Origin of the sequence: 'Nostoc azollae' 0708 (assembly GCF_000196515.1) — a bacterium.
Taxonomy (GTDB): domain Bacteria; phylum Cyanobacteriota; class Cyanobacteriia; order Cyanobacteriales; family Nostocaceae; genus Trichormus_B; species Trichormus_B azollae.
In genome coordinates this window covers 4,216,991-4,231,066 of the sequence record NC_014248.1, presented here as the reverse complement: position 1 = coordinate 4,231,066, position 14,076 = coordinate 4,216,991, and the positions used below count along the sequence as shown (strand labels likewise).

The 14,076-nt window shown below is 37.5% G+C and carries 12 protein-coding genes and 1 pseudogene; 4 read left to right on the top strand and 9 right to left on the bottom strand.

Features of this window, described 5'->3' with window-relative positions:
- The first annotated feature begins 150 nt into the window (after positions 1–150).
- The 3 genes and pseudogenes from AAZO_RS19735 (at position 151) to lysS (ending at position 4,451) form a co-directional block, all read left to right on the top strand.
- Positions 151–1,173: pseudogene (locus AAZO_RS19735) on the top strand (S66 peptidase family protein).
- Between the two features lie 723 nt (positions 1,174–1,896).
- Positions 1,897–2,796 carry an MBL fold metallo-hydrolase gene (locus AAZO_RS19730; RefSeq protein ID WP_013192599.1) on the top strand — a complete coding sequence of 300 codons (900 nt, stop codon included), beginning with the start codon at positions 1,897–1,899 and terminating at the stop codon, positions 2,794–2,796.
- Positions 2,797–2,867: 71 nt separating this feature from the next.
- Positions 2,868–4,451, top strand: a complete 1,584-nt coding sequence (lysS, locus tag AAZO_RS19725) for a lysine--tRNA ligase (protein WP_013192598.1) — start codon at positions 2,868–2,870, stop codon at positions 4,449–4,451.
- A 148-nt stretch (positions 4,452–4,599) separates the two neighbouring features.
- On the opposite strand, the gene AAZO_RS34270 is transcribed toward lysS, so the two are convergent.
- The 9 genes from AAZO_RS34270 to AAZO_RS32930 form a co-directional block, all read right to left on the bottom strand.
- On the bottom strand, positions 4,600–4,785 hold the full coding sequence (locus tag AAZO_RS34270; RefSeq protein WP_049790838.1) for a hypothetical protein: 186 nt from the start codon (positions 4,783–4,785) through the stop codon (positions 4,600–4,602).
- Between the two features lie 110 nt (positions 4,786–4,895).
- Positions 4,896–5,093 carry a hypothetical protein gene (locus AAZO_RS27355; protein ID WP_013192597.1) on the bottom strand — a complete coding sequence of 66 codons (198 nt, stop codon included), beginning with the start codon at positions 5,091–5,093 and terminating at the stop codon, positions 4,896–4,898.
- A gap of 177 nt (positions 5,094–5,270) precedes the next feature.
- A complete protein-coding gene (gene proB, locus AAZO_RS19710) occupies positions 5,271–6,380 on the bottom strand; it encodes a glutamate 5-kinase (RefSeq protein ID WP_041643501.1) in 1,110 nt (369 codons plus the stop codon).
- Positions 6,381–6,699: 319 nt separating this feature from the next.
- Positions 6,700–7,242 carry a YqeG family HAD IIIA-type phosphatase gene (locus AAZO_RS19705; RefSeq protein ID WP_013192595.1) on the bottom strand — a complete coding sequence of 181 codons (543 nt, stop codon included), beginning with the start codon at positions 7,240–7,242 and terminating at the stop codon, positions 6,700–6,702.
- Between the two features lie 177 nt (positions 7,243–7,419).
- The gene (locus AAZO_RS19700) at positions 7,420–7,992 is read right to left on the bottom strand and encodes a DUF3727 domain-containing protein (protein WP_013192594.1); all 573 of its coding nucleotides are present in this window, start codon (positions 7,990–7,992) and stop codon (positions 7,420–7,422) included.
- 144 nt (positions 7,993–8,136) lie between these two features.
- Complete coding sequence (gene ruvX / locus AAZO_RS19695; protein WP_081462834.1) at positions 8,137–8,637, bottom strand: Holliday junction resolvase RuvX; 501 nt, start codon at positions 8,635–8,637, stop codon at positions 8,137–8,139.
- Entirely contained in the window at positions 8,615–9,847 is a 1,233-nt protein-coding gene (locus tag AAZO_RS19690) for a GNAT family N-acetyltransferase (protein WP_013192592.1), read from the bottom strand. Before AAZO_RS19690 ends, ruvX begins: the two co-directional genes overlap by 23 nt.
- Positions 9,848–10,083: 236 nt before the next feature.
- Positions 10,084–10,284, bottom strand: a complete 201-nt coding sequence (locus AAZO_RS19685; protein WP_013192591.1) for a hypothetical protein — start codon at positions 10,282–10,284, stop codon at positions 10,084–10,086.
- 1,671 nt (positions 10,285–11,955) lie between these two features.
- A protein-coding gene (locus tag AAZO_RS32930) for an IS630 family transposase (RefSeq protein ID WP_420807073.1) occupies positions 11,956–12,973 on the bottom strand; the annotation gives its coding sequence in 2 pieces (ribosomal slippage) (positions 11,956–12,511 and positions 12,510–12,973; 1,020 coding nt in all).
- Positions 12,974–13,867: 894 nt separating this feature from the next.
- Here AAZO_RS32930 and AAZO_RS39315 point away from each other — a divergent pair.
- Positions 13,868–14,053 (top strand): HAMP domain-containing protein, encoded by a 186-nt coding sequence (locus AAZO_RS39315; RefSeq protein ID WP_228371298.1) that lies wholly within the window; start codon positions 13,868–13,870, stop codon positions 14,051–14,053.
- Positions 14,054–14,076: the final 23 nt, after the last annotated feature.

Here is a 14,076-nt window from a genome sequence, read left to right as displayed (position 1 = left end):
ACTTTCAGGGCGATTTTTCAATGGGTTTATATGTTTCTATGGGTTTATATGTAGCGATATCTTTCTTGCTGTTCTTCTATTTTCTAAACCACCTTTTTGATATCCTGCTGTTTGCAATAATTGCTGTAATTATTAACCCTCTATTCGCCAATGCACATCAACCGTCGTCAATTTCTTACCACCCTGGGACTAACCACCATAGCCACCCAAATTCCCCCAGCTATCGCCCAAAATCAACTTTCTCCACATACTACTATTAAACCACCACGTCTAAAAATAGGCGATACTATAGGCTTAATTTCTCCTGCGGGTATCATTGAAACCAAAGATATAAAAGATGCCAAACAAACTTTTACAAACTTAGGATTAAAAATAAAAAAAGGCGCACATATTTTAGATCATAATGGATATTTAGCAGGAACAGACATAAACCGCGCCAAAGATATTCACGCCATGTTTGTCGATAAATCTGTAAAAGCAATTATCGCTATGCGTGGCAGTTGGGGTTGTAATCGGATTTTGCCTTTACTTAGTTAAACTCTGATTCGTTCCCATCCCAAAATTATCCTCGGATATAGCCATATTACTTCTTTATTATTAGCGATTAATGCCCGCATTCAGTTAATTACATTTCATCGCTCAGTTGCTACTTCTAACTGGAATCAATTTAGAGTTGATTACTTTCAACGGCTCTTATTTAATGCAGAATAATTAACAATGGAAAATACTTCCACTAATGAAGGAAGAAGAGAATTAATTACACCAGGAAAAGCTCAAGGTAGATTAATTGGTGGTAATTTATCAGTTGTCGCTGCAATGGTAGGTTCTCCTTATTTACCATCATGGCATCACAGTATTTTATTTTTGGAAGATATTGGTGAAGATATTTATCACATAGACAGAATGTTAACGCAGTTTAAAAATGCTGGTATTATCAATCAAATTTCTGGGTGGATGTTTGGACAATGCACAAATTGCCAACCTTCAGATCAACAATCATTTACTTTCATGCAAATATTACAACAACATATCAAGCCATTAAATATTCCAGCTTGGTATGGCTCTATCATTGGTCATATCAAACACCATAAATTTACAATCCCGGTTGGTTTACAGGTAGAAATAGATGCTGATAATGGCACAATCAAGATGTTAGAATCGGCTGTAATTTAACCCACAGTTCTCATGGTTATATCATTGCTGATAGTTAAATTTGTCAGGTGGGCCGATATTTAAGCATTCAGTTTTGTAATTTTTGAGCAAGTTTGTATTTTCAGCGGTCAACAATTCCCGCAAACTATCAACTTCATTCAATATTTCAATTTCTTTCGCACATTATTGCTGTAATTTTGACAAATACTTATGTCGTTTTTAGACTGGTTGAATATATAAGTCAACCAGGAGACTTTCCGTGAGGTTTGGGTGTACAGGTGGGACTAGCAATGACTGCAAAAACTCCACCCAACGCTTGAGCAACTCTTCCAGGGCTCAATTTATCAACTTCTGCCAAGGTAGAGGATTGTCGGTAAGGATATCACGAGCTAACCACAATTCCCAAGTCATGAACCGCATTTAGCCCTACCTAGATGTTTGTAGGCTGCTTGAAAGAATTCTTCTAATCTGGCACGTTTCATATTGGCAGGTGAGAGGAGAGTTGGTAGTACTTCTCTCAGTTTCTACTACTAGGAGGTCTGATTGAATACAGACCTCATTTTTTTCTTGAACATCACCGATTTAGTCTAAACTCCAGAACTAAGCGATAGCACTTTTAGAAAGGCATCGAGATAAACTTATTCCCATTGACAACAAAGTTACCTCTCTAGAGATCCATAACCTCAGCTAAACCTTGATAGTCTAGATCCATAACACCCTTTAGTCATGTAATCAGGAATTCACATGGCCTATTTAAATCAGCGCCGACCTCAAAACGTCAACGGCGATTTTTATGTTGATACCACTTGTATTGATTGTTATACCTGTCGCTGGATGACTCCTGAGGTATTTTCTCGTATTGGTGAACAATCGGCAGTTCATCACCAACCCACAAATCAAACAGAAAGATTATCAGCACTGCAAGCACTTTTATCATGTCCTACCAGTTCTATTGGTACAGTAGAAATACCAAAAGAGATTAAATCTGTGCAGCAAACTTTCCCGATTTTTATAGATGAAAGTGTTTACCATTGCGGCTATCATTCAGAAAAATCTTTTGGCGGTACTAGTTATTTAATTCAACTGCCAGAAGGTAACATTTTGGTAGATTCTCCCCGCTTTACCCGTTCTTTAGTTAAGCGTCTAGAAGAGATGGGAGGAATTAGTTATATGTTCCTATCTCACAAAGACGACATCGCTGAACATCAAAAATTTGCGGAACATTTTCACTGTCAACGCATTTTACATATTGATGATATTTCTACAGATACACAGAATATAGAAATACAGTTAACAGGTTCAGAACCATTTCCACTCACAGCAAATTTATTAATTATCCCCGTTCCCGGCCACAGCAAAGGACATACAGTTTTACTGTACAAGAATAAATTTCTCTTCACAGGAGACCATCTTGCTTGGTCAGAAGACCTCCATCACTTAGCGGCTTTTCATGATTTCTGCTGGTATTCCTGGTCAGAACAGATTAAATCTATGCGTAAATTGGCTAATTATTGCTTTGAGTGGGTGCTACCCAGTCATGGAGGACGGTTTCATGCTGATGCTGAGACTATGCAACAACAGATGTACAGGTGTCTTGATTTTATGGAAACTTTCAACGCTAAAGTGCCAACTACAAGCCAATAGCTGATGTAACTCATCACCGATGATGAATCATAGAGGTAGAATAGAGGGATTGTGAAAAGATAATATGGCAAATGTTTTGGGCTGATAAAATCGCTGCTGATGCACAAGGCTACCAGGTAGTTAATGATTCCAAGACTCCATCAGGTAGAGTCCACGTCGGGTCATTGCGGGGTGTGGTTATCCATGACGTTATTTACCGTGCCTTGAAACACGCACGTAAGCCCGTGAAATTCTTGTACGGTGTGGATGACTATGACGCACTAGATACAGTTCCCAAATACCTTGAGCAAGAAACATTTGCTCCTTATTTGGGTTTTCCCATATGTAATGTTCCTTCTCCAGCAGAAGGTGCAAGTGATTACGCTAAATATTTCATCGGCGAATTTTTTGAAGTTTTTGAGTATTTAGGAATTAAACCAGAAACTTATTTTTTACGTGATTTATATCGTTCTGGAAAACTCAATTCCCATATCGACACTTTCTTAAAAAATGCCCACCTAGTCCGAGAAGTATACAAAGAGGTTAGTAAAGCAGACCGCCCCAATAACTGGTATCCTTTTCAAGTTGTTTGTGAAAATTGCGGCAAAATTGCCACAACTGTAACTACAGATTACAACGGATCAGAAGTTTTTTACACCTGTAACCCAGATGCAACCAACTATACAAAAGGTTGTGGTCATTCTGGTTGGGTTTCTCCTTTTAATGGTAATGGTAAATTACCTTGGAAAGTTGAATGGGTGGCTAAGTGGGATGTTGTAGGTGTAACTATTGAAATGGCAGGTAAAGACCACTCTCAAAAAGGTGGTTCTAGAGATGTTGCCAATGCTATTTCTCGGAAGGTTTTACAAAAACAACCACCATTCCATTCTCCTTATGAATTTATTCTCGTCAATGGCACGAAAATGAGTTCTTCTAAGGGTGTTGGTTCGAGTGCAAAGGAAATTGCAGCTTTGCTTCCTCCTGAATTACTGCGCTTTTTAATGTTGCGAACTCAGCCGAGAACAGTAATTAATTTTGTCCCGAATTATGAAACCATCACTCGTTTATTCAGAGACTACGATACTTTGATTAACAAGTATTCTAATTCCCCTGAATTAACTGAAGAACTAATGCCGTTATTTTACGCGCAATTAGGTGATGACATTCAAACCTTCCAACCATTTGATTTTAGTACGCTGATTTCTCTGTTGCAAGTTCCCCGCTTGAATATTCAAGAAGAAGTTGTACAACGTAGCCAACAACCTTTAACTGAGTATGATCAGCAAATTGTCAATCAAAGAATAGCTGCGGCTCAACAATGGTTGCAAGATTACGCTGATGAAGAAGAAAAGTTAGTTCTCTATCTGGAACAAGTACCAGAAAGATCAAATGATTTAACTGAAGAACAGGTTAATTATTTGCATAAGTTGGCAGAAAATTTGCAGAATATTTCTAACTGGGAAGCAGAGGAATTGCAAAGTTTGATTTTCTCAACTACCAAGGAATTACAAGTTCAACAAGCGACTGCGTTTAAGGCTTTGTATCTATCGTTTTTAAATAAGGAACGTGGTCCAAAAGCCGGCGGTTTGTTTTCTTATCTAGAGAAGTCTTTTGTGATTTCCAGGTTGCAGGATGTTGTAGCTTTGAATCAATCTAAGGAAAAAGTGGAAGTTTAATTACTTGTTCCCTGTCTCTGACAGGGAATAGAGTTGATGAGGCAGAGCCTCATATTAATATGAGCAGAAGGCAGCAGCCTTTTCATAATTTTGATATTATTTTTTCATGATATATCTATATGTATGGAGTTCTTCTTAGATTCTGTATCTAGACTTTTATCACGCTGCTTACACTCATCCAGTAACCTGAAAAACCATTAAGAGCATCCTTGTCATCACGGGTAAATAGCAGAATAATATTCGCCCAAGAATTGGAAGTTCTTACATCAAAATGTCTTTGTATCCAAGGCTGAAGATTTTCGTAAAAATCGGTATCTTCTTTAGTTAATTTCAAATCTAACTCACTCCGTGCAAACTGAATATCAGACTAAAAAATGGCGTAAAATAGTAATAGAAAGCTTACCAATATACATCCCTCGTCTGTCTTTTATTTTTTGTAAAACTTCATAGACAATAAGACAAATCTGCTTGATAATCGACTACACCCGGAATAACTTGATTAAAACTACTACTTGGAAAAAATTCAATTTCTTTTTCTAGAAAATACTGTCCCAGTAACAAACCTATTAAAGAAGTTATAAATCCATGCGCTTTACCGATACCTACAATTTCTAAAACTCCCTCACAATAAAATAAATGCACTCCTGGTAAATGCTCAAAACCCCTTTGAATTGCTTGAAATCTTTCCCAACTAACTCCACGACGCTAGAAACGTTGTTCCTCCTCTGGTAAACTCAAAGAACCTTCTAAAGCTTGAACCATAACCTCTCCTCCAAAAAACTCCTTGAACCTCCGCGTTCCTCTGCGTTAAAAACACTCCTAAATCAACACCAAATTATCCCGATGAATTACAGTTTCCGCACCTGCATAACCCAAAATTCCCGCAATGTCCCGTGAATGACAACCACAAATTTTTTGTAATTCTTCACTGTTATAATTCACCAAACCTCTGGCAATTTCATTACCTGTGCCATCGCACAATTGTACCGCTTCCTGATGGTCAAATTCCCCTTGTACAGCTTTAATTCCCGCAGCCAACAGAGATTTTCCTGCTTGGGAAATAGCATTAATAGCCCCATCATCTAAATATAATTTACCCATCGGTACTAAACCATAAGCTATCCAGCGTTTTCTAGCTGAGGTTGGTTCTGGTTGCGGTTCAAAATGCGTTCCTATAGCTTCCCCTTGGATAATTTTCTCAATATTGTGAGGAAAACGCCCTTGAGTAATTATAGTTCGCACACCCGCTGCGATCGCAATTCTGGCAGCAGATATTTTTGTTACCATTCCACCAGTACCCCACTGAGAACCCTGTCCCCCGGTTTGAATTTGCAAATCTGCCAATTCCCTCATATTACTTACCAAACTGATAGGACGGGCATCAGGTACAGAACGAGGATCAGCAGAATATAATTTCTCAACGTCTGTCAGTAAAAATAACCAATCCGCTTCCACTAAACTGGCAACTAAAGCAGAAAGGGTGTCGTTATCACCAAATTTCAATTCCTCTACAGCCACAGTATCATTTTCATTCACTACCGGAATTACTCCTAGTCGTAGCAATTCCTGAAAAGTATTGTAAGCATTTAGATAGCGGCTACGTTGTACCAAATCAGCGCGTGTTAATAATACTTGGGCTATAGGTTGTTGTAAAGTAGTAAATAAATCATCATAGATACGTATTAGCCTACCTTGTCCAACAGCTGCTACCGCTTGTTTGAGAGCGATCACTTTGGGACGTTCTGTTAAACCTAAACACGCACAACCCACACCCACAGCACCGGAAGAAACCAAAATTACGCGATGACCCTGGAGTCTTAAATTGCACAGGGTTTCCGTTAAGGTAGCAATGGTGGAAAGGGCTAGTTGTCCAGTTTCTCGTTGAGTAAGGCTAGAAGTACCAATTTTAACAACTATTGTTTTAGTCATGGGGCATGGGACATGGGGCATGGGGCATGGGACATGGGGCATGGGACATGGGGCATGGGGCATTAGTCGGTTACTCACCAATTACCCATTACCCATTACCAGCCTCAACTAGATGACTTGCAACTTGGTTAAATACCTCAAAAATTGTACAGCGCCAATCCCTCTATAGTGAAGGCTGACGCTGTACAGGTTTATATTTATTTATTATTGTCTAAGGTCTTTATGTGCTTGACCTGATCTTATTAATACTTATAATCTAAGATTTTTGGAGAAAGTTGAAATTTCTTAGGTATTTCTTTAGATTTACTTTTTTACTGATTTATAAATCTTTGTTAATTTTTGTCTGCTTGGGAGCGATAGAAGCGCCGAGTATTTCCGATACCCAAACTTCAAAGTTACGGATAGGGTGAGAACGGAGGACAGCATCAGCATGAACAATAGGTTCGACTAAAATAGTAAACATTCCCAAGCGATTACCAGCTAAAACATCAGTAAACAAGCGATCACCTACCATACCCACTTGATGTACAGGTAAATTCATTTGTTCCAAAGCTGCTCTAATTTTGCGGCGTGAGGGTTTAGCCGCACCCAAGTAATAAGGTAAATTCAGAGAACGGGCAATACTACCGATTCTGGATTCACTCAGATTATTGCTGACCAGGCACAATACAGCATAGGTACGGATTTCTTCTACCCATTGTTTCATTTCTGGGGAAGCAGCACTAACAGTTATTGGTACTAAAGTGTCATCAACATCCAACACCAGCCCTTTCAGCCCATATTGTTGAATGCTATCTGGTGTCAGGTTCAACACTGAACCTTCTAAAATCAAGTCAGGCTGTAAGATATTGTTCCAAGTCATAATAATTTTAGATTGTGTATGGGAAATATCTGATTGAGAAAATTCCACTACTCATCAACCTAGTTCACATACAGTGAAAAGTCAGATTAGTAATGGAAAAATTCAGAATTCAATTTTCAAACTTCACAATTAAAAATTTAATTTTTAATTACTGAGTTTTTAATTTTCAAACTCCGATTATTCAACTTGATTAAACAAGTGTTCTTCTAACAGCGGTTGCACTTTGCGAAACTCTTCAGGAGAGAGCAGTTCAGGCTGACCTGTCGTAGTGATCCGGGCAAAAAATAGCAGCGGATCGAGAGGGGTATAAACTGCATACTCCTGGTCATCATGATAAAAACTGGCCAGTAGTTGTAGTTGCTCTGGTTCTAACTCTGCTTCTTCATCTTCGATTTCTAAGGTGAAAATTTCTGACTCTTCCTCCGGTGGTAACTCACCTACTACAGTTAAAGCATAGGCAGTATTTTTAATGATTAAATTCTGCTCGGAGAGAACTGCTTGAGCGGTGCTAAAAATCCTATCAATTGTTTCATCATCTTCCACCAATACAGCTTCTTCTTCCTCACCTTCATCTTGCCAAGCAAAGATTTCTATAGGTGAGTCTATAGGCAGAAGTAAAACATATTCTTGATCATCTACTGAGAGGGAATGCTCAACATAACATTCGAGCGATCGCCCTTTTTCATCTGTCAAAGTGATAGAAGTAGCATCAGCGCGATCATTTTCTTCAGAAAATTCAGAGGAATACATAGTCACATTATGTAAATTTATCAATATCCCTAACTATGGAATTTATTGAACTGTTTAATGGCAGTCAATGTCAAGCCAAAATTTGGATATACAGTTGAGTAATAGTTTTCACAATACCATGTTAAAACACCATGTTAAAAGGTATCAATCATCGACAAATGCTACTGATCTATTGGAGGTGCTACCTCTAGCATCTAACCACTGTTGCAAAATCAAGGCTGCTGCTTTACGGTCAATCAGTCCCTTATGACGTGAAGGAGAGCGATTTTCTGCAATCAGCAGTTGTTCTGCTTGGTAAGAAGTTAATCGCTCATCCACATATTCCACAGGCAGTTTCAGAGCTTGAGCCAACCTGTGGGTAAATTTTTGGACGTGACGGGCTTGAAAACCTAAAGAGCCATCCATTGCATAAGGTAAACCAACAACCAGAACTTGCACCCGGCGAGCATTCACGATTTGTTGTATTTGCTCCACATCCTCTTCAAAGGATTTACGATCAATAGTTGTAAGACCTGTGGCAATTAAACCAGTACCATCGCACCCAGCCAGACCAATACGTTTGCTACCAACATCTACTCCCAAGGCTGATATAAAGGACTTTAACTTCTGCTGAGGGATCACGCTAATTGTTCTCCTCTTTGGCATCAGCTTCTTCACAATGACGAGATGCGTCTATCTTCGAGTATTGGTTGCCAAAAGCGACAATTTCTGATTTATTTGGCACCGGTCGGTCTGACTTGGGCTGCTGTTGTTTAGGAACCCATGACATTCCACCAGGAATAGGTTTGCGTGCTGGTTGTAGTCCTTGCAGCACTTCCGGCCACTGAATCCCTTCCAAGGATACCAATTTTGATTCCCGGATTTTATGCCAAACAGAGCGCGACATAATCAGGGTATGTTCAATACGCTTGGCCCCAATTCCTTCTAAATACTCTTCACGCTCCGGCTGATAATCAGAGGAAGCTAGTTGTAAACCTTGTTGGGGAAAATCTTCACCTATGCGAGCTAGTTGAGACAACAATTCTGGATACAACCAAGTATAGGCAGGGTGAACAGTCAGAGTTGCTACATGAGGATTTTCACCTTTACGATCAAGTTGCACCTGAAAATATCCAATAGCGGCTTTACGCTGGGGTTCAAACACATAGCCGCTAACGACTTCAGTTTTAGTCAGCCACTGTTTCACCGCATCAGAAAGAACACCAAATAAACTGGTTTTGAAATCATGGGTGTGGCGGTCAAATACCTGACGTACCAAAGGCGGCATTGATGCTGTATCTAGTTGATACAGCAATGGAGCATCCGCATTACTGACTGGTAAAAGGTTGGGTAAATCTGGTTCTGCTTTTGCTAATTCAACCAGTAACTCTGGGGTAATTTCCCAGTATGTCATTTCTGCCAACCGCTGAAATCCATTTTGCCGATAAAGTGCCAAAGCATCTTTATCATTGACATTAACTTCTAGTAGCCAGGTACGAGCTTCTAAAATTGATTCAAAACAATGGCGGAGCAATTGTGAGCCTACACCTTGCTTATCAGCAGCCCGGCCTAACATCACCCTGTCAATTCGCCAAGTGCTACGAGTGCGGTTAAACGGTGATACTTGAATCATCCCAAGTAGTATCCGCCCTTGCTCTGCTACATAACCACAGAAACGATATTGTAACGGGTTAGGAAACCAACTTAAAAATTTGAGTAGCCCAAACCAATGACGCAGCCATTGCATCGTAAAGAAGCTTCCCTGGGGAGATACGGCTGGAAATGAATCTTGAGTTAGGCGCTCAATGCCGTCCAGATCCCGGTATTGGACTGGGCGAATTACGAGGCTGAGATTTCGAGGAAGTAGTGAATTCATTTTGATTCAAGCCGCCATTTAGCCTTTACTAATTGCCAAGGGTGAGATACTGCTGGAATAATATTAACGGCTTTTTGGTCTTAAGCTATTGCTCCAAAAGATTGATCTTCGTAACTAATACCGCAAAAAGTATAAAAGGCAGATATATTTGTGATTACACCGGTCCACTAATCACAAATATATCTGCTTATATTATATGATAATTCAGTTAAAATTCTGCATAGTACCTGTTGTTTCTACAAAACTTGTCGAGAAACCAGCTTTTCAAAGTTGGCTTGGGTTTGATGAAGTAACTGCTGGCGACTGTCTTCTTGTATCTGTTTTAGTGTTGGAACCAAGTTGCGAGCTTGGAGTGTCATGTGCAATTGTAGATGTGCCACGTATTCACTGATGTCTTGGTTTTCTACAACTGCGCCCGTTAATACATTTGATTCCATTGTCACTGAGTTCTCCTTGCTAGATTTTGTGTGGTTGTATGACATGATTAAACGCTATCATGTTTGTTTTACTCGGCCTCTTAATTCGTAATGAACTGTAACGATTTTGATAGCTGAATTGATCTAAGTAGGTATAAGTGTATTTTGGTTTAACATTGTCTTGGCAACTGTGATCGCTTCTTCGCCATCATTCACAATAGAAACATTTTCCTATTTCATAACAGTTTTACAAATCATCCGCTGTGGCTGTTTCTCCAAGCCCCATTACACGAATAATATTTCTTCTCACCCTCATTCTCCAAAATCTGGCGACAGATTACAACTGAGCAACCAAAATTAAATTGAACCTTAATTAGGCATTATGAGTTGAATTACCACTTCTCTACCCAATAAACAATTTCTGATGCTGTACTATCAATAGCTACTCCATAACTATGACCATGATTCCATTTAAACCCTGCTTTACCTTAATACTGTGCTTTTAATACCAATATTTATTTGATAAGTCTTGGGAAAAACTTCATTACCCAAACTACTCGTGTAAGAAAAGGTTGTCGGTACACCATTAGGTTGGTTACTATGGTCGTTTGTATCACCTCTTTGATATTAAGACAAAGCACTTTTACTGTACTGTAAAAGTAATTTCTCAATCTTTTCTCGAGGCTGTTGAAAACGGATTTGAAAAAACTACTTCCTTGAATGAGACCTTTTGAGTAAGCTAGATGCACAGCTTTGGCATTAGGAGGAATTGATACAGGAAAATGCTTGATTAAGTTAGGGTCAGACTACTTGTAATTAAGAATTTATGCATAGCGTAATGTATCATTAAGTATCTTTGCTGTTCCTGTTTTGCTAGAAGTTATTGTACCGATAAGTACGCTAACACTATAAATAGAAAATAAACTCATACCAGTAATTTCTACAGCAAGAGATTGCTATATTTAGTTGAAATATTAATCTAGCTTGTAGATGAATATTTCAACTAATAAAATAACTATCATGATAATTTTTAATCTAGCATCAGAGATATTAAATCAGTTACCAGTTATCAATTGTCTAACTAGATAAATTCTCTTAAATTCTTGTGTATCCTTTTCAGTAACTTATGGCTAACACCACGCAAGCTAGAGCCAAAGCTGCCTGTAATATGCGCTTGAAAAACTTTACATATCTGTCTTCTGTCCCTTTTTCCTGTTTAAGAGTCTCTATGTTCATGTAGCATCTCATAAAAATTAATCATGGATATGCAAGGTATTATGAATGAATCAAAGAAAGCAGAATTCCATATACATCTATTGGAAACTTATGTATATTAATTAACTTAATCCTTGGGTTCTTTTACTAGAAAATGAATTACTTATGAGTCAGAATTAAGTAATTGTAAAGCAAGTCCTAATAAAGTTTGATAGTATCAGCTCAAACTAAATAGAAATATAAGAAAGTGCAACTAGTTTTAGCAAAAGACGTTGATTATAATATAATAACTGCAGTATATAACAGCATTGGAACAGAAAATCTCTCATATTAGTTGCTCTAATCAATGATATATCTTCTTAAAAGAAAGATAAAACCTATTTTCTGGAGTCTTGACTCCTTCACTAATAGCTGGAATATAGCCAAAAGAATTAGTTTTGGTTACACGGTATGGCTGGTGTAGCACTAGTATTTGATTTATGAAAATGCTCCGTACATCTGGAGAGAGGGAAAATCAAAGGTAGTATTTTGAATCAACCACTCAAATATCCACTTAAGATGAGAAAATGTTGGGATTAAAGCACAAAAACGTCGCACCCAAGTTTTCCCTTGCAACCAAACATCTTCTATGGGGTTTTGAGAGGGACAGTTAGGAGCAAAGCGGACGCAATAAATTTTCCATTGCTCTAAAGGTAAACCTTGGTTAATAGATGCTAAAAAATTTTGAATTTCTTTTGAACGATGATAACTAGCTCCATCCCAGAAAATAAGTAATTGTTGGTTAGGTGACTCTTCTAGTAAATAGCTGAGATAATCCATAGTATTTTTTGAGTTAGCTGTATCATAGGTTTTCAACAATAAATTTTTACCTAAATAGTCAACTGCTCCATAATAAGTTTGTTTATCTCGTTCGTTACTAATTGGAATGCTTATTTTTTGGTCAGTTCTACCCCAAACATATCCAATGCTATCTCCCCAAAGTAAATGACACTCATCTAATAGCAAAACTCTCAATAGCCCAGCTTCTATATCTTCTCAGCAGCTCGCCAACAATGATGAAATCTCTTTTTTTTGCGGCAAGTGCTTCTTCATTAGCTTTTGGATTTGCTGAAGATGTTTTCTTCCAAGTAATTCCTGCCGCATCAAACAAGTCATAATAACTACCTTTTGATTCATAAAGTACATCATATTCAAAAGCCAATTTATACTCAAGTTCGCCAAGCTCCCAACATTCCTTCGTTTGTAACCAAGCCAGTACTCCTTCTCTTTGTTGAGTATTCAAGTAGCTTTTTCTCCCTTTGTGTTTCAGGCGCAGTCCTAAAATTCCATCTTTCTCATAGGCTTGTTTCCATGTTGTTATTGAACCAACTGAAACATCTAAAATTGTTTGAATTTCCTCATACTTGTAGCTTTGATAAACCAGCTTCACTGCCAATGCTTTTCTTACTTCCCTTGCATCTGGAAGCTCATCTATAAATTCTTGTAGTTCTGCAATTTTAGATTGTAGCTCCTGATTACTCATTGTTAGCTATTAGATAAGATAGTTTCTCAGTATTATCTCTTAGTCTTTTTCAAAAATCAAATATGATTTCTATATAATTCCTACAGGAGCAATAAGTACTTTACTGATTGCCAACTATTACGAAGAAACAGCCCAAAAGCAATTATTTCCATGTTATCAGCAAGAATTACTTGTAAAAGATTTAAAAAATTCTGTAACTACGGTAAGGATGTATCCACAAAGAGCAGTTAATATAGTAGAAAATTATTTCTTAATTAAGATATCTCGAAAAAAATAGATTTACAAAGGAAATTAATCAGGTAAATACACAGTTATCTCAGCTAGAAACCTTTATTACAGAAAATTTTAATGCTTTAGCGGTAAATAATCAAGATTTCATTAGCTTAATACAAGAATATAAAAATAATAGACATCTTAGAAAATTGTTTATGTGGTATGAAAGAGAGTTTTAGATTTTATATATTTTTGGTGTTCTTTGCCCTTGCTAATTCAGAGATAACCCTGGAACTCTAACTTTTGGCTAAAATAAAGACAACCCCCTTTTATAACATAAAATTAATTCTCCATGAAGTCCAATAGACAGTTATATAGTGAAAGTATCATAACTTTTTGGCGTTCTATAGGAGTCAATAACTTACAATATCAAACAAATAATTGTACTCAGCTAATTCTGCTAATTTTGCTAAATTAACAAGAATATCTAAAGCCCAATTCCAATTTGAGGAACTGGTAAATTAGTTAAATATAATTATCAAAAATACTGATCTGCAAAGATATGAGGCAAATGTTAGCTTTTGATAAAGCTAAAAAGCTGCGAATAAAAAGTATATTATAAAAAGTATATTAATTTTGTATTTAATAGCAGCTGTGCTTGCATTTATGACTACTAACTTAATTACCCGTCCTCTACAAGCAGTTACTAACACTGCTAGAAAAATCACCCAAGAATCAAATTTTAAAATCAGAGCTAATATTAAAACCAATGATGAAGTAGGGACATTACCAACATCCTTAAATCAATTAGTCGACTCTGTTGCAGATTATACAGACTAATTATAACTTCCTCGTAAAAATTT

Coding starts and splice junctions, on each gene's coding strand:
- AAZO_RS19730 (WP_013192599.1), top strand. CDS start 1,897: ATGGCCTATTTAAATCAGCGCCGACCTCAAAACGTCAACGGCGATTTT.
- lysS (WP_013192598.1), top strand. CDS start 2,868: ATGTTTTGGGCTGATAAAATCGCTGCTGATGCACAAGGCTACCAGGTA.
- proB (WP_041643501.1), bottom strand. CDS start 6,380: ATGACTAAAACAATAGTTGTTAAAATTGGTACTTCTAGCCTTACTCAA.
- AAZO_RS19705 (WP_013192595.1), bottom strand. CDS start 7,242: ATGACTTGGAACAATATCTTACAGCCTGACTTGATTTTAGAAGGTTCA.
- AAZO_RS19700 (WP_013192594.1), bottom strand. CDS start 7,992: ATGTATTCCTCTGAATTTTCTGAAGAAAATGATCGCGCTGATGCTACT.
- ruvX (WP_081462834.1), bottom strand. CDS start 8,637: ATGCCAAAGAGGAGAACAATTAGCGTGATCCCTCAGCAGAAGTTAAAG.
- AAZO_RS19690 (WP_013192592.1), bottom strand. CDS start 9,847: ATGAATTCACTACTTCCTCGAAATCTCAGCCTCGTAATTCGCCCAGTC.
- AAZO_RS19685 (WP_013192591.1), bottom strand. CDS start 10,284: ATGGAATCAAATGTATTAACGGGCGCAGTTGTAGAAAACCAAGACATC.